Source organism: Rhodoferax sp. GW822-FHT02A01, assembly GCF_038784515.1.
GTDB lineage: Bacteria > Pseudomonadota > Gammaproteobacteria > Burkholderiales > Burkholderiaceae_C > Allorhodoferax.
Genome location: NZ_CP152376.1, coordinates 4786904 through 4802855, shown reverse-complemented (window position 1 = coordinate 4802855; position 15952 = coordinate 4786904). Strand labels below are relative to the sequence as shown.

Annotated in this window: 9 protein-coding genes; all 9 read right to left on the bottom strand. The window is 63.1% G+C overall.

Annotated elements, in window-relative coordinates; genetic code table 11:
* The 9 genes from rpoD to AAGF34_RS22725 all read right to left on the bottom strand — a co-directional run bounded on the left by rpoD (position 1) and on the right by AAGF34_RS22725 (position 15856).
* Positions 1 to 2289 carry an RNA polymerase sigma factor RpoD gene (gene rpoD / locus AAGF34_RS22765; RefSeq protein ID WP_342617986.1) on the bottom strand — a complete coding sequence of 763 codons (2289 nt, stop codon included), beginning with the start codon at positions 2287 to 2289 and terminating at the stop codon, positions 1 to 3.
* Positions 2290 to 2502: 213 nt separating this feature from the next.
* A complete protein-coding gene (dnaG, locus tag AAGF34_RS22760) occupies positions 2503 to 4428 on the bottom strand; it encodes a DNA primase (RefSeq protein WP_342617985.1) in 1926 nt (641 codons plus the stop codon).
* Positions 4429 to 4444: 16 nt separating this feature from the next.
* Positions 4445 to 6277: a gamma-glutamyltransferase family protein gene (locus tag AAGF34_RS22755; protein WP_342617984.1), complete on the bottom strand. Its 1833-nt coding sequence runs from the start codon at positions 6275 to 6277 to the stop codon at positions 4445 to 4447.
* Positions 6274 to 6846 (bottom strand): peroxidase-related enzyme, encoded by a 573-nt coding sequence (locus tag AAGF34_RS22750; protein WP_342617983.1) that lies wholly within the window; start codon positions 6844 to 6846, stop codon positions 6274 to 6276. Before AAGF34_RS22750 ends, AAGF34_RS22755 begins: the two co-directional genes overlap by 4 nt.
* Before the next feature lie 73 nt (positions 6847 to 6919).
* On the bottom strand, positions 6920 to 7141 hold the full coding sequence (locus AAGF34_RS22745) for a SlyX family protein (protein ID WP_342617982.1): 222 nt from the start codon (positions 7139 to 7141) through the stop codon (positions 6920 to 6922).
* A 39-nt stretch (positions 7142 to 7180) separates the two neighbouring features.
* Positions 7181 to 10072, bottom strand: coding sequence for an EAL domain-containing protein (locus AAGF34_RS22740; protein WP_342617981.1), 2892 nt, complete (start codon positions 10070 to 10072; stop codon positions 7181 to 7183).
* Positions 10073 to 10175: 103 nt separating this feature from the next.
* Positions 10176 to 13235, bottom strand: coding sequence for an efflux RND transporter permease subunit (locus tag AAGF34_RS22735; protein WP_342617980.1), 3060 nt, complete (start codon positions 13233 to 13235; stop codon positions 10176 to 10178).
* Between the two features lie 12 nt (positions 13236 to 13247).
* Entirely contained in the window at positions 13248 to 14405 is a 1158-nt protein-coding gene (locus AAGF34_RS22730) for an efflux RND transporter periplasmic adaptor subunit (protein ID WP_342617979.1), read from the bottom strand.
* A gap of 56 nt (positions 14406 to 14461) precedes the next feature.
* Positions 14462 to 15856 carry an efflux transporter outer membrane subunit gene (locus AAGF34_RS22725; protein ID WP_342617978.1) on the bottom strand — a complete coding sequence of 465 codons (1395 nt, stop codon included), beginning with the start codon at positions 15854 to 15856 and terminating at the stop codon, positions 14462 to 14464.
* Between the last annotated feature and the right edge of the window lie 96 nt (positions 15857 to 15952).

Genomic DNA, 15952 nt, shown 5'->3' with positions numbered 1-15952 from the left:
TTACAGCGTGTCGGTGAAGCTGCGCAGTTTGTCGGAGCGACTTGGGTGTTTCAATTTGCGCAAAGCCTTGGCTTCGATCTGGCGAATGCGTTCGCGCGTCACGTCAAATTGCTTGCCCACTTCTTCCAGCGTGTGGTCGGATGTCATTTCGATGCCGAAGCGCATGCGCAGCACCTTGGCCTCGCGCGGCGTCAGGCTGTCCAGGATGTCCTTGACCACGTCGCGCAGACCGGCCTGCATGGCGGCTTCCATAGGCGCCGTGTTGGCGCTGTCCTCGATGAAGTCGCCCAGGTGGCTGTCGTCGTCGTCGCCGATCGGCGTTTCCATGGAGATCGGCTCCTTGGCGATCTTCATGATCTTGCGGATCTTGTCTTCCGGAATCTCCATCTTCTCGGCCAGCACGGAGGCATCGGGCTCAAAGCCGAATTCCTGCAGGTGCTGACGGCTGATGCGGTTCATCTTGTTGATGGTCTCGATCATGTGCACCGGAATACGGATGGTGCGTGCCTGGTCGGCAATGGAGCGGGTGATGGCCTGACGGATCCACCAGGTGGCGTAGGTCGAGAACTTATAGCCGCGGCGGTATTCGAACTTGTCCACCGCCTTCATCAGACCGATGTTGCCTTCCTGGATCAGATCCAGGAACTGCAGGCCGCGGTTGGTGTATTTCTTGGCAATGGAAATCACCAGGCGCAGGTTGGCCTCGATCATTTCCTTCTTGGCCGCGCGCGAAGAGGCCTCGCCTTCGTTCATGCGCTTGTTGATGCCCTTGAGCTGATCCAGCGGCACCACCACACGGGCCTGGATGTCGGCCAGCTTTTGCTGCAGATCCTGCACCGGCGGAATGTTGCGGCCCATGATGGAGCTCCAGGGCTTGCCGGCAGCGGCCTGCTTTTCGATCCACTTGAGGTTCAGCAGATTGGAAGGTGCCGGGTTGCCGTTCTTGTCGCGGCCACTGAACTCGGCAATGAAGTTTTCCTGCGGGTAGCCGCACTTGTCCACGATGATGCGGCGCAGTTCGCGTTCCTTCTTGCGCACATCGTCCACCTGGCCACGCACCATGTCGCACAGCTTCTCGATGGCCTTGGCGGTGAAGCGGATGGTCATCAGCTCTTCGCTCAGCAGCTTCTGGGTCTTGACGTAGTTAGGCGTGCCGTAGCCTTCCTTGTCGTAGACCTTGTGCACTTTTTCGAACAGCTCGCGCAGGCGGTCAAAGCGTTCCAGCGCCTGCTTCTTGAGCTCTTCGAGTTTCTTGGTCAGTGCCTTGGAGCCGCCCTTGCCGTCGTCATCGTCGGCTTCGTCGAACTCGTCGAAGTCTTCTTCGGCCACATAGTCGTCGGCCTCGTTGGGGTTGGAGAAGCCGTCCACAATGGTGGTGATGACGACTTTGCCTTCGCGGATTTCCTCGCCCAGGCGCAAGATCTCGGCGATGGTGGCGGGCGATGCACTGATCGCTTCCATCATGGCCATCAGGCCGCCTTCGATGCGCTTGGCGATTTCAATTTCGCCTTCGCGGGTCAGCAGTTCCACGGTACCCATTTCGCGCATGTACATGCGCACCGGGTCGGTGGTGCGGCCGAATTCGCTGTCCACGGTGGACAGGGCGGCTTCGGCTTCTTCTTCAGCTTCTTCCACCGTGGCAGCGGTGGATACATTGTTGTTGAGCAGCAGGGTTTCCGCGTCCGGCGTCTGTTCGTACACCGCCACGCCCATGTCGTTCAACATGGAAATCACCACTTCCAGTGTTTCGGCATCGATCAGCTTGTCGGGCAAGTGGTCGGAGATTTCGCCGTGGGTCAGGTAGCCGCGGGTCTTGCCCAGGGTGATCAGGGCCTTCAGGCGCGAGCGGCGCTTGGCCATGTCTTCTTCGGACAGCACGGTCTCGTCCAGACCGAATTCCTTCATCAAGGCGCGTTCCTTCGCCTTGCTGATCTTCATGCGCAGTGGCTTGACCTTTTCGCCGCTGGCAGCTGCAGCTTCCGGTTCACCGACCAGGTCCGCTTCAATGTCGGACATGTCCAGATCATCGGCGTCACCAGCCGACGCAGCGGCCGCCTTGGGTTTGCGTCCGCGCTTGGCTCCGGTCTTGGCAGGTGCGCTGGATTCCGCAGCCGCAGCCTTGGGAGGGCGACCCGGCTTCTTCTTGGTCAGTGTGTCTTCGGGTTCTGCGGCTTTGGAGGAGGCTTTGGATGCGGGCACGGAGCTGGCTTTCTTGTCGGTCTTGGCGGCTGACTTTGCGGCTGGTTTGGCAGTGGACTGAGCGGGCTTGGCTGATTTTTGAGCGGGCATGCGAAAACCTCAGGACAACAAAAACAATTTGGGCGAACAGAACAAACTTCAACCAGAAGCGCAAATGGGCCTCAGGTGGCAGGGATGGGAAGGAGATTCCCTTGGCAAGATGTGGGGGCGATCATTTGGGATGCAATCCTTGCGGAGAGGTGGCCTGTGTGAACGTGGTCTACTTTGGCCGGGCCCGGAGGTGTTGCTGTCGCTCTTGCCGAATCAACCGAGGATTATACCGTCGTTTTGGATTTTCTCGATAGCGGCAATGAGTTGTTTCTTGCGTGCATTGAGGACTTTGTAGCGCTCCAGGGCCTGCGGATCGGCCTTGGAGGCGGCAATGGCCTCCTGCTCCAGCAGGTTGAGGCGGTCTATCAGCATGCGGTTGAGCAGATCGCGCAACTCCGTGCCGGATTCGCTGACCGGCTGCACCGGAATGGCCAGCTCGCCCATCAGCCGCAGAGCCAGGGGCTCGCAAGCGTGTCCGGCCAGGCTCTCGCGCAGGGCTTCCCAGGGCAGGGCACCATGGTCATGCAACTGCGCTTCCAGCCAGGCCATCAGGGGGCCATGGGGTTCGGGCAATTCGCATAAAAGCCCGTGGTCCTCATTGCTGAGTACAGACCACAGTTCGGAGTGCCCCAAAAGAATGCGCGTTGCGTGGTCGGCCCTGCTGGTTGGTGCGGTGCGGGAGCCCGTTCGTCCGCCCGAGTAGCCGTAGTTGCCCCCAGAGCCGCCCTTGTTGTAGGGGCGCTTACCGGAGTTGCCAAAACCCTGGCCCGGAGCAAAACCGCTCTCTGTCTTGCGCCAGGTGTTGTTGCGCTGCTGCTGGGCCGGAGCAGCGGTGGGGTTCCACAGCTCGGCCAGCTCTCGACCGGTGAGTTGCACCAGGTCGGCGATCTCGCCCAGCAGCTGCATCTTGAGAGCGCCCTCGGGCATCAGGTTCCACAGCGGTTTGGCATTGCTGGACAGGTGTGCCCGGCCTTCCGCGCTGTTGAGGTCCAGGCCTTCGCGCGCCGATTCAATCAGGAAGCGGCTCAGGGGTGTGGCCTCCGACACATAGCGCGCAAAGGCCTCTTTGCCATGGGCGCGGATGAAGCTGTCCGGATCGTGCTCGGGCGGCAAAAACAGGAACTTGATGCTGCGCACGTCGGTGGCATAGGGCAGGGCGCCGTCCAGCGCCTTGCGCGCAGCCCGGCGGCCGGCGGCGTCGCCGTCAAAGCTGAACACCACAGCGTCAGTGAAACGGAACAGCTTTTGCACATGGTCGGTAGTGCAGGCCGTGCCCAGCGTGGCTACCGCATTGGGAAAGCCCAGTTGTGCCAGGGCCACCACGTCCATATAGCCCTCGGTCACCAGCACGTAGCCCTGGTCACGCAGGGCCGAACGGGCTTCGAACAGGCCATAGAGCTCGCGGCCCTTGCTGAACACAGGCGTTTCGGGTGAGTTCAGGTATTTGGGCTTTTCGTCACCCAGCACGCGCCCGCCAAAGCCTATGCACTCGCCCTTGATATTGCGGATGGGAAACATCACCCGGTCACGGAAGCGGTCATAGCGCTTGTCTTCACCACCGTCCTCTTCCACGTTGTGGATCACCAGGCCGCTTTCCACCAGCAGCGGATCGTCATAGTGCGGGAACACGCTGGCCAGGCTGCGCCAGCCCTCGGGTGCATAGCCCAGGCCGAACTGCTTGGCCACTTCGCCGGAGAGGCCACGCCCCTTGAGGTAGGCAATGGCGCGGGGCGAATCCTTGAGGTGCTTGCGGTAGGACTCACCGGCTTTTTCCAACACCGAGGTCAGCGTGTGCTGCTTTTCGCGCTGCTCCTGCGCGCGGGCACGGTCCTGGGGCGAGGCGTCATCTTCCGGGACCACCATGCCGTATTGCTGGGCCAGGTCGTGCACCGCTTCGATAAAGGTCATGCCGGCATGGTCCATCAGAAAGCTGATGGCGTTGCCGTTCTTGCCGCAGCCGAAGCAGTGGTAGAACTGCTTGGTGGGGCTGACCGAGAACGAGGGCGACTTTTCACCGTGAAAGGGGCACAGCCCCATGAAGTTGGCGCCGCCCTTCTTGAGCGGCACATAGCGGCCCACGATCTCCACGACGTCGGCGCGGGCAAGCAGTTCCTGGATGAAGGTTTGCGGGATGGCCATGGCTGTACTGTAGTGGCTAGTCGCCCAGGACTACGCCTTCGCGGCGGGGGTCGGCGCCGCCGAAGAAGCCGGTGGCCGTGCGGGTGATGGCCTGCAGGCCACTGGGCAGTGCGGTGGGCGTGACTACGTGTCCGCGTGCACGCAGGGCTTCCAGGGTGGTGGTGGGCATGCGCCCTTCTTCGACGTACAAGGGCCCACCCAGGCTGCCGAAATTGGGCAGGTCAATGGCCTGCTGCGCGTTCAGGCCCCAATTCAGCGTGGCTATCAGCGTCTTGGCGGTGAAATGGATGATCATGGCGCCACCCGGGCTGCCCGCACTCATCACCACCTGGCCGCTGTCCTTGTCGAAAACCAGCAGGGGTGACATGGAGGAACGCGGACGCTTGCCCGGCTCCACCCGGTTGGCAATGGGCCTGCCGTCGCTGCCCACCGGTTCGAAACTGAAGTCGGTCAGCTGGTTGTTGAGCAGAAAGCCCCCGGCCAGCCCTTTGCCCCGGTTGACCAGCAGGCGCGCACCCCAGTTGCTCTCGATGGTGGTCGTCATGGCCAGCGCATTGCCGTAGCGGTCGAAGATGGAAATGTGCGAGGTGCCGTACTCCGGCTGATCCGGCATGGGCGCGTATGCCATGCGGATAGCCCCTTGCGCACCTTGAGCTTGCGGGGACAAGGCGGGCACGCCTGGCGATACGCTGGGCATGCGCATGCTGCCGGGCTGCAGGTTGATGGCCTTGGCGCGCGCTGCCAGGTAGTCGGGTGCCAGCAGACCGCTCCACAGGGCGTCGGGCACCTTCACGAAAGCCGGGTCCCCTACGTACTGGGCGCGGTCGGCAAAAGCAAGTCGGGATGCCTCGGTGTACCGGTGCAGCCACTCGGGGCCGGGCAGGCCGTTTTCCAGCGGCAGTGCGTCCGCACCACTGGCCTGGAGCATGCCCAGGATCTGGCCTATGGCCAAGGTGCCGGAACTGGGCGCGGGCATGCCGCACACGGTGTACGTCTTTGTGGCAACGGCATGGTCAAAGCACAGCGGCGTACGCACCTGGGCCTTGTAGCCGGCCAAGTCCTGCAGGGTCATCCCACCGGGGTTGGTGTGCTGCTGCACCTTGCGCACGATGGCCTTGGCAACGTCGCCCGCCATCAGGGCGTCGGGCCCCTGCTCGGCGATGGCCTGCAAAATGGCGGCCAGCTCGGGATTGCGCAGTACATGGCCCACGGCGAGCGGCTTGCCCTCTGCATCGAAGTAGAAGTGGCGCGCGTCCGGATCCAGCTGCAAAGAGGTGTCGCCGGAAAGCAGCGTGGCCATGCGTGGACTGATGGCAAAGCCCTCAGTGGCTAGACGTATGGCTGGCGCAAACAAATCTTTCCAAGGCAGCCTGCCATGGTCCTTGTGCGCCAGCTGCAGCATGCGCAATACGCCTGGCACACCGACCGAGCGCCCGCCCACGATGGCATCCTTGAATTCCATGGGCTTGCCCTGTGCATCCAGAAAGAGCTCCGGCGTGGCAGCGGCTGGCGCTGTTTCACGTCCGTCGTAGGCCTGGATGCCGTCGCGGTTGGCATGCATCAGAAAGGCGCCACCGCCTATGCCGCTGGACTGCGGTTCCACTAAGTTCAGGACCATCTGGATGGCGATGGCCGCATCCACAGCCGTGCCGCCCGCTTGCAGGATGTGTTGCCCGGCCTGGGTTGCCAAGGGATTGGCTGCTGCTATTGCGTAGGTCCGGGTGGCACGGCCCTCCTTGGGCGTAAAGCCACTGGCGCCTTCTGGCTGCACCAGCGGCTGCGCCAGCGCGGCAACGCCAAGCCCCAGCAGCGCGCACCAGCCGAGGGCGGTGCGCACACGGTGCTTCATGTTTTGGCCCTGGGCACGCGACCCAACAGGTAGAACTCCGGATTGGGCATCATGCCGGTGACACTGGCCACGCGATTGGACAGACCAAAGAAAGCGGTGATGCCGGTGATGTCCCAGATGTCTTCATCATTGAAACCATGGGCCTGTAGCGCTTCAAAGTCGGCTTCGTCCACGGCATGGCTTTGGTTGCAGACCTTCATGGCAAAGTCCAGCATGGCACGCTGGCGCGGGGTGATGTCGGCCTTGCGGTAGTTCACCGCGACTTGGTCGGCAACCAGGGGCTTTTTCTCGTAAATGCGCAGCAGGGCACCGTGGGCCACCACGCAATACAGGCACTGGTTGGCCGCACTGGTGGCGGTGACGATCATTTCGCGGTCGCCCTTGGTGAGGCCGGAGTCTTCGCGCAGCATCAGCGCATCATGGTAGGCAAAGAAGGCACGCCACTCGGCAGGGCGGCGCGCCAGCGCGAGGAACACATTGGGGACAAAGCCGGATTTTTCCTGCACCTCCAGAATTTTGGTCTGGATGTCCTGGGGCAGGGTATTGAGATCTGGCAGTGGGAAGCGCATGGCAAGACTCCTGGGGTTGGCATGGGGCGGTGTGGGGCAGGGCGATTGCCGTGCCGGGCTACCGGAGCGCGGGTCAATAGTGGGGTGGCAACTCGTCGCGCAATGTGCGCGCCTGGCCGCCTTCGGCGGTACTGGCCGAGAGTTCGCGCAGATCGCGCACCTGCGCAACCAGGGCGTCGATGGTCTGTTGCTGGCGGATGATGATCTGGTCGAGCTTGTCAATCACATCCTCGGCAAAGCTGGCCTTGATTTCCAGCGCTTCCAGGCGGCGTTCGATGTCATTGGTGTGGGTCATGGCATGGATTGGAACAGAAGACCGGGGCATGCACCTGGGTCACATGATCTTGACCAGCGTCTCCAGCTCATCTGGACTGACCGGTCGGGCAAACAGATAGCCCTGGCCGTAGTCGCAACCCGCTTCCAGCAGCAATTGGCGCTGCTGTTCGGTTTCCACGCCTTCGGCAATCACCTTCATGCCCAGCGCATGGGCCATCACGATGATGGCCTTGCACAGGGCCAGATCGGTGGAGTCGGGTATCAGGTGGCGCACGAAGGACTGGTCGATCTTGATGTAGTCGATGTCGAACTTCTGCAGATAGGCCAGGGACGAATAGCCCGTGCCAAAGTCGTCCAGCGATACCTTGATGCCGGCATCGCCAAAGGCCAGCAACTGCTCGCCCACGACCTCGCTGGTGTCGAGCAGCAAACCTTCGGTGATTTCCACCACCAGTGCTTCACCCGGCAAGCCCATGGCTTGCATCTGCATTCCCCAGGGCGCCTGTCCGGTGTCAACGTGGCGGAACTGCACCGGTGAGCGGTTGACGCTGATCTGGAAGTCGGGATGCAGGGTGTGGCGCCATTTCTGCACCTGGGCTGCGGCCTGCTGGAACACCCAGTCCCCGATGTCCACGATGAGCCCGCTGGATTCGGCGATCGGAATGAATGCCGCCGGGCTCACCATGCCGCGCTTGGGGTGCTGCCAGCGGATCAGGGCTTCGGCCTTGCGGATGACACCGGTGCCCAGCTCAATGATGGGCTGGTACAGCACGCGGAACTGGCCGTCGTTGAGCGCGGTGCGCAAATCGCTGGCCAGCCGTACCCGGGTCTGCGCTGCCTCCTGCAAGGCGGGTGTGAAAAAGCTGAAGCGGTTGCGGCCTTCGCCCTTGGCCACGTAGAGCGCCTGGTCGGCATTTTTGAGCAGATCCTCGATTTCGGTGGCGTCCAGCGGATACATCGTGATGCCGATGCTGGCGGATACAAAGACCTGCTCATCACCAATCTGGAACAGGGCGTCCATGGAGCGCAGGATCTTCTGCAGCAGCGGCTCCAGATGGTTGGTGTTGGAGATGTCGGTCAGGATGATGGTGAACTCGTCACCGCCCATGCGGGCTACGGTGTCGGAGTCGCGTACACAATGCTTGAGTCGCGTGGCTGCCTCCACCAGCAACTGGTCGCCGCTGTCATGGCCCAGGGTGTCGTTGACTTCCTTGAAATGGTCCAGATCGATGAACAGGATGGCCAGCTGCAGACCGTCGCGGCGGCAGCGCTTGATTTCCTGTTCCAGACGGTAGCGCAGCATGCGCCGGTTGGGCAGACCGGTGAGGGTGTCAAAAAAGGCCTGCTGGCGGATCAGCGCCTCTGCGTTCTTGCGCTCGGTAATGTCGGTATGGGTGCCAATCATGCGCAGTGGGCGTCCGTCAGCGTCACGGCTGATCACCATGCCGCGGCTCAATACCCACTTCCAGGTGCCGTCCTTGCAGAGCACCCGGTGCTCATTGTGGTAGGTCGGGGCTTGTCCGCTGAAATGGGCTTCCCGGTCCAGCTCCATCTGTTCCAGGTCGTCCGGATGGGTGCGTCGGTCCAGTTCCTCGGCGGTATTGCCGAGCTCGCCTTCGACAAAACCGTACATCTCGATCAGTCGCTTGGAGAAGTATTCGATTCCGGTGGAGATGTGCCAGTCCCAGACGCCGTCGCCCGTGCTCTCCAGTGCCAGTTTCCAGCGGTTTTCCGTGTCCAGCAAGGCAGCCTGGGCGACCTTGGCTTCGGTGATGTTCTGTATCACCGAGGTGCGCAGCACCAACTTTCCCTCAACCTTTTTCGAGGTGCCCACAGAATGGAGCCAGATGCGTCGACCCTTGGTCGTAATGGCCTGCAACTCAAGGTCATGGGACTGCTTGTCGCCGTAATAGGACTCGCGTAGCAAGGCGACCGACTCCGGCAGGAAGAAACGCTCCACCGTCCCCATGGCCGTGGTGGGCGTGTATTCCTGGGCCGAGGTTTCGAATATGCGATAGACGCCCTCGGTCCAGTACACGTGATCGGCCACCAGATCCACTTCCCAGCCACCCACCTGGGCCAGCGACTGCATGGAAGCCAGCAGCTTGTCCAGCCGCAGGCGGTCACTTTTTGCCTGCACGTAGTCGGAAACGTCTGTAAAAGTTCGCACCATGCCGCCGTCGGGCAACAGTTGCGACTTGACTTCCAGGGTGCGACCCTGGGTTGTCACGCGCAGATATTGCGAGGGCAAGGGTGCTTCTCCACCACTGGCAACATAGCTGCGGGCATGGTCATCCACCAACTCCAGCCTGGGGCCGAAATCGCCGCGGTCCATCTGCCTTTGGTTCATCTCCTTGAGCGTGGGCTGCGTGCTAAGGAATTCCGCGTCCAGGTTCAGGAGCTCGCACGCCCGCGCGTTGAAGGAACTCAGCTGCATCTGTCCATTGAAGACAAAAATGCCCTGGCTGATGCTTGAGAGCGTGTCGCGCAGGAGGTTGGACCGCTTCAGCAGCTCGGCTTCCACCGCCTTGCGGTCGGTGATGTCGGTATGGGTGCCGATGATCCGCAACGGTTGACCCTCCGGATCACGCTGCACCACCATCCCGCGCGTCACGATCCAGCGCCAGCTTCCGTCCTTGTGGCGCATGCGCATGTCCAAGGTGTAGACAGGCGTCTTGCCATCCAGATAATTCCGGAAGGTCTGTTGCATCAGCGCTACATCGTCGGGATGCACCAACCTCACAAAGGCTTCGAAGTTGGGCTTTACTTCCCCAACTTCATAACCCAGAATTTCTTGCCACCGGGCCGAGAAGGACTGCTCGCCGGTTGCCATGTTGTAGTCCCATACACCCAGGCCCGAACCTTCCAGTGCCAGCTTCCAGGGGTTGTCCTCCTCGGAAAAGGGCTTGGAATTGCTCCAGTGTTCGGTGGCTGAATGGTCGCTTGGCATCTCGGATTCGTATCGGCACGCAGGTTGGGCACACCTGCTTCCCCACTCGCCTGTTGGCGCTCAGATGCAAGCTCCGTCCCCCGCTTTAACTCTCAACCGCATATTACTTGCTTGGCCGTGCAAATTTGCGCGTCGTCCATTGCCCAAGGTCATCCACATAGGTAAATACCGCAGGGATCACCAGAAGGCTCAGGAAGGTGGAAGTGATCAGGCCGCCGATCACCGCAATGGCCATGGGCGCCCGGAAGCTGGTATCGGCTGCACCCAGCCCGATGGCAATGGGCATCATGCCCGCACCCATGGCCAGCGTGGTCATGATGATGGGGCGGGCCCGCTTGCGGCAGGCGTCCAGCAGCGCATCCCAACGGCTCATGCCGTGCTCGCGGCGCGCCAGGATGGCGTACTCCACCAGCAGGATGGAGTTCTTGGTAGCCACGCCCATGAGCATGATCAGCCCGATGAGGGACGGCATGGAGAAGCTCTTGTCCGCCAGCAGCAGCCCCACGAAGGCGCCGCCCAGCGACAGGGGCAGGGCAAACAGGATGGTCACCGGGTGCAGCAGGCTCTTGAACAGCAGCACCAGCACGATGTAGATGCACAGCACGCCGGTGAGCATGGCCAAGCCGAAGCTGGCAAACAGTTCGCCCATGACCTCGGCATCACCCACCTCGCGCACCGCCACGCCAGGCGGCAGGTTGCGGATGGAGGGCAGGTTCTGCACGGCAGCCGCCACCTCGCCCAGGGGCAGGCCGGAGAGTTCCACGTCGAAGTTGATGTTGCGCGAGCGGTCATAACGGTCAATCACAGCCGGGCCACCGGCCACCTCCAGCGTGGCCACTTGGCTGAGCATCACCGGACCGCGTACACCCGGCACGCTCAGGCGACCCAGCAAATCCAGGTCGCTGCGCGCCGCACTGTCGAGCTTGACCACGATGGGAATCTGCCGCTGGCTCAGATTGAGTTTGGGCAGGGCCGCGTCATAGTCGCCCAGCGTGGCGATGCGCAGGGTCTCGCCAATGGCGGAGCTGGTCACACCCAGGTCGGCGGCACGGGCAAAGTCGGGCCGTACCGCAATTTCGGGCCGGACCAGGCTGGCGCTGGAGGCAATGTTGCCCAGGCCCTGGATGGTGCGCAAATCCTTCTCCACCGCCAGTGCGGCCGAGGTGAGGGTGGCTGGGTCCTCGCCGCTGAGCACGAGCACATATTTCTCACCCGAGCCACCCAGCCCCACCTTGCTGCGGATGCCCGGTATGGGCTCCAGCGCGTTGCGGATTTCCTGCTCGATGCCCTGCTTGCGGGGGCGTTCGTGGCGCGGGTCGAGCTGGATGGTGAGTGTGGCCTTGCGCACTTCGGCTGCGCCGTCCGGTGCAAACGGGTCGCTGCCGGCGGTACCGCCGCCAATGGTGGTGTACACGCTCTTGACGTGGTTGATCTTCATCAGGCGCAAGCGGGCGTCTTCGGCCACGGCCTTGGTCTCAGTCAGCGTGGAGCCGGGGGGCAGTTCCAGAAAGGCCTGGGTCTGCGAGTTGTCATCCGGCGGGATGAAGCCCTTGGGCAGCAGCGGGATCAGCATCAGCGAACCCACAAAGAATGCCAGGGCTGCCAGCGCGGTGGTGAAGCGGTGCTTGACGCACCAGGCTGCCCAGCGCATGTACAGACCCAGCCAGCGCGGCTCCTTGTGGGCGGCGACCATAGGTTTGAGGATATAGGCCGCCATCATGGGTGTGAGCACCCGTGCTACCAGCAGCGAGGCGGCCACCGCCAGCGAAGCCGTCCAGCCGAACTGCTTGAAGAACTTGCCGGGAATGCCCGCCATGAAGGCTGTAGGTAGAAACACGGCGATCAGGGTGAAGGTGGTGGCAATCACGGCCAGCCCGATTTCATCTGCGGCTTCCATGGCCGCCTGGTAGGGCGTCTTGCCCATGCGCAGATGGCGCACGATGTTCTCCACCTCCACGATGGCGTCGTCCACCAGAATCCCGATCACCAGCGACAGGGCCAGCAGCGTCACCACATTGATGGTGAAGCCCAGATAGTGCATGCCGATGAAGGCCGGGATGGCTGACAGTGGCAAGGCCACGGCCGACACAAAGGTGGCGCGCCAGTCGCGCAGGAACAGCCAGACTACCAGCACCGCCAGCACCGCGCCTTCGTACAGCAGGTGCATGGAGCCGTCGTATTCCTCCTGCACCGGGGTCACGAAGTCGAACGCCTCGGTGATCTGGATGTCGGGGTGCTGTTTGCGCAGCTCGTCCAGGGCGCTGCGTACGGCATTGCCCACCTCCACTTCACTGGCGCCCTTGCTGCGGGCCACCTCGAACCCCACCACCGGCTTGCCATCCAGCAGCGCGGCAGCACGCGGTTCGGCTACCGTGTCACGGATGGTGGCGACCTGGTCCAGGCGGATGCGGCGGCCATCGCTGAGCGCAAACTCCATGGCATTGAGTTCCTGCGCCGAGGCCACGGTGGCCAGTGTGCGCATGGGCTGCTCCGCGCCGCCCAGATCGGCACGGCCACCGGCCGATTCCTGCTGCATCTGCTTGAGCTGGCGCGAGATATCTGCCGCCGTTGCACCCAGTGCCTGCAGCTTGGCAGGGTCCAGTGCCACCTCCACCTGGCGATTCACGCCGCCGACACGGTTGATGGCACCCACTCCGCGCACCGACAGCAGTTTGCGGGTGATGGCGTTGTCCACAAACCAGCTCAGGGCCTCGTCATCCATCTGCGTGGAACCAATGGTGTACGCCAGCACCGGTGAGCCTGCCAGATTGATCTTGCTGACGGCCGGGTCCCGCAGATCGGCTGGCAAGTCGGCGCGCACCTGTGCCACGGCAGAGCGCACATCGTCCACCGCTTCCTGGCCCGGCTTTTCCAGGCGGAATTCGGCGGTGATGGTGACGCCCCCATCCTGCACCTTGGTGTAGATGTGCTTGAGCCCCTGCAGGCTGGCAATGGCGTTCTCTATCTTGCGTGCCACCTCGGTTTCCAGCTGCGCCGGTGCGGCACCGGGCAGGGATGCGCTCACCACCACGGTGGGCAGATCCAGGTCCGGGAAGTTCTGCACTTTCATGGCGTTGAAGGACAGCAGGCCGGCAAAGGTGAGCATGACAAACAGCATCACGCCCGCTACCGGGTTCTTGATCGACCAGGCCGATACATTCATGGCGTGGTCCTCTTACTTGGCGGCAGCCGCAGCTGCCTTGCCATCGGCCACCGTGCCAATGCGCACGGTATCGCCATCGTTCAGGAATCCGGCACCGGCCACGGCGATGGTGGCATCGGCCTGCAGGCCCTTGAGCACCTCCACCTGGTCGCCCAGGCGCCGTCCGATTTCCACTTTCTGCTGTGCTACCTTGTTGCCCGCACCCAGGGCGAACACATAGTTGAAGCCGTCGCGCACGACCACCGACTGTTGCGGCACCGTCAGCCCGGCCGAGTTGCCCAAGGCAAACTCGCCCTTGGCAAACATGCCGGCCTTGACGCCGGCTTGGGTAGGGCTGCCTGCCAGATCTACGTAGACCAGAGCGGCGCGGGTCTGAGTGTCCACGGTGGGAGCCACCATGCGCACCTTGCCCTTGACCACCGTGCCGCTGGCCGTGGTGACCTGCACGGTGCTGCCAACCTGGATGCGGCCCAGTTCGGCAGCGGTCACTTCCGCGCGCCACTCCAGACGCCCCTGGCGTATCAGGCGGAACATCTCCGTGCCGGCTCCCAGCACCGCTCCGACCGTGGCGCTGCGCGCAGAAATCACGCCGCTGTCTGGTGCCAATACCTGTGCGTGTTGCAGGCGCAGCAGTTGCGAGTCCAGTTGCGCCTTGGCAGAGTCGACGCGGGCCTTGGCCGATAGCTCAGCAGTGAGATATTGGTTGACCTGCTGATCGCTCAGGGCGCCACTGCCTTTTACGGCGCGGGCACGTTCGGCATTGGCTGCTGCTTCGGCGGCATTGGCGGTGGCTTCGGCCAGCGCGGCGCGCGCCAGGGCCACATCGGCCTGCACGCTCTCGGCGGCAAAGGTGGCCAGCAACTGACCGCGGCGCACGCTGTCGCCAATGTTGGCGTGCAGCTCCTGCACCCGCAATCCGCCGGTCTCGGCGCCAATGCTGGCCTCCTGCCAGGCGGCAATGTTGCCGTTGGCGCTCAGCTTGATGGGCAGGTTGGCGGATGCGGCCTTGGTCACGCTCACGGTCAACGCGGCCTTGGCCGGTGCCGCAGCGGCGGGTGCATCCACTGCGTGTGCGTGGGGTGCTGCCAGCAACAGGGCGGACAGCCCCAGCACGGCGGTGACAGACAGGAGCAGTCCAAGGGAGACAGGGCGCAAGGTGAAGCGTTTCATGGTGTGTTTGGTTTCAGGCTATTGGGGTTGTTATGGCGTTGAACGGTGTGTTCGGCTCAGGGTGTGTTGGCGTCCCAGCCGCCACCCAAAGCCCGGTACAGGGCGACCCAGGCGCGGTTGCGTTCCAGCAGCAGATTGAGCTGGGTGGACTTGGCCGCCAGCGCTGTGCGGCGCGCGTCCTCCAGCTCCACCAGGCTGGCAAAGCCTTGCCGGTAGCGCTGCTCGGTGGCTTGCAGTGCCTCGTCATACCCTTGTGCAGAGACTTCGGTGTCTGCGCTGCGGGCATCGGTGCTTTGCAGATTGACCAGGGCTTCCTCCACTTCGCGCACCGCCTGGCGCACCTTGCCCTGGTAGGTCACCACCGAGGTGGCATAGGCGGCCTCTGCGGACTGCACGGCGGCGGCGCGTTTGCCGTTGTCAAACAATGGCAGGTTCAGTGCCAGGGGGCCGAAAGACCAGGTATTGAGATCCTGGTCCGCGTCATTGGCACTGAAGCGCAGCGCCCCGATGGAGCCGTTCAATGTCAGGCGAGGCAGGCGCTGGGCCTTGGCGCTGCCCACCTGGGCAGCGGCCACGGCCACATCGCGCTCGGCACTGAACACGTCCGGCCGTTGTGCGATGGTCTGTGCGGGAACATGCGTCACCGCCAGTGGTTTGGCGTGCAGCGGCTGCGCCAGCGCCGCCTGCAGCTGGGGCTGCAAATCGGCCTCTGCCAGGCCGGTGAGCGCCACCATCGCCTTGGTATTCAGCGCACACTGGGTGGACTGCTGCACCACGCGGTTGTTGGCTTCCGCAGCGCTTGCGCGTGCCAGTGCGGCCTGGGCCGGCGCAGTGAATCCGGCCTTGGCATTGATATCTGCCAGCCGTGCGGTCTGGGCACGCGAGGCCGCATCCGCGCGGGTCACCTCCAGCAACTGCATGCAGGTGGAAAGGTCGTAATACAGATTGGCCACATCGGCGGCAACCGACACGCGGGCGTCGTGCCACTGGGCCTTGCTGCCATCCACCTGGGCCTGTGCCGCGTTGTTCACGGCCTTGTTGGCCCCGACCAGATCGACCTCCCAGGCTGCCTGCAGACCCAGCGTCTGGGTTGTTCCCATGGGAACGCCGATTTGGGTGACGCCTCGGCTGGCGCTGTACTGTGCACTGACCTCGGGCACCAGTGCGGAAGCTGCTGCAGCCTGGTTGGCGCGGGCGGCCTCCATGCGTGCCAGGGCTTGCGAGACTGACGGGCTCACGCCTTGTGCCGCGTTGATCAGCTCCACCAGCAGCGGGTCTCCCTGCTGTTGCCACCACTGGGCCAATGCCACTACGTTGCCTTCATGCGGCAAGGGAGCCTGCCACTGATCGGCCACGGTGGCTGGTACCTGCGAGGGGGGGATCAGGCTGGAACATGCAGCCAATGTGAGCGTAGCTGCCAGGATGGTTAGGCGAAGAATGGGCGGATTCATGGTGGCGATTTTGCAGTGGTTTGCAATTTGGCATATCAGGTATGCAGGCAGCGAAGGATGGCGGCACGTACACTGCCCCCCAATTTCCTCGCAAAC

What these genes read in the sequence shown, in the direction of transcription:
- AAGF34_RS22750 (WP_342617983.1), bottom strand. Translation starts at nt 6,846, where the DNA reads ATGCGCTTCCCACTGCCAGATCTCAATACCCTGCCCCAGGACATCCAG.
- AAGF34_RS22745 (WP_342617982.1), bottom strand. Translation starts at nt 7,141, where the DNA reads ATGACCCACACCAATGACATCGAACGCCGCCTGGAAGCGCTGGAAATC.
- AAGF34_RS22740 (WP_342617981.1), bottom strand. Translation starts at nt 10,072, where the DNA reads ATGCCAAGCGACCATTCAGCCACCGAACACTGGAGCAATTCCAAGCCC.
- rpoD (WP_342617986.1), bottom strand. Translation starts at nt 2,289, where the DNA reads ATGCCCGCTCAAAAATCAGCCAAGCCCGCTCAGTCCACTGCCAAACCA.
- AAGF34_RS22725 (WP_342617978.1), bottom strand. Translation starts at nt 15,856, where the DNA reads ATGAATCCGCCCATTCTTCGCCTAACCATCCTGGCAGCTACGCTCACA.
- AAGF34_RS22730 (WP_342617979.1), bottom strand. Translation starts at nt 14,405, where the DNA reads ATGAAACGCTTCACCTTGCGCCCTGTCTCCCTTGGACTGCTCCTGTCT.
- AAGF34_RS22755 (WP_342617984.1), bottom strand. Translation starts at nt 6,277, where the DNA reads ATGAAGCACCGTGTGCGCACCGCCCTCGGCTGGTGCGCGCTGCTGGGG.
- AAGF34_RS22735 (WP_342617980.1), bottom strand. Translation starts at nt 13,235, where the DNA reads ATGAATGTATCGGCCTGGTCGATCAAGAACCCGGTAGCGGGCGTGATG.
- dnaG (WP_342617985.1), bottom strand. Translation starts at nt 4,428, where the DNA reads ATGGCCATCCCGCAAACCTTCATCCAGGAACTGCTTGCCCGCGCCGAC.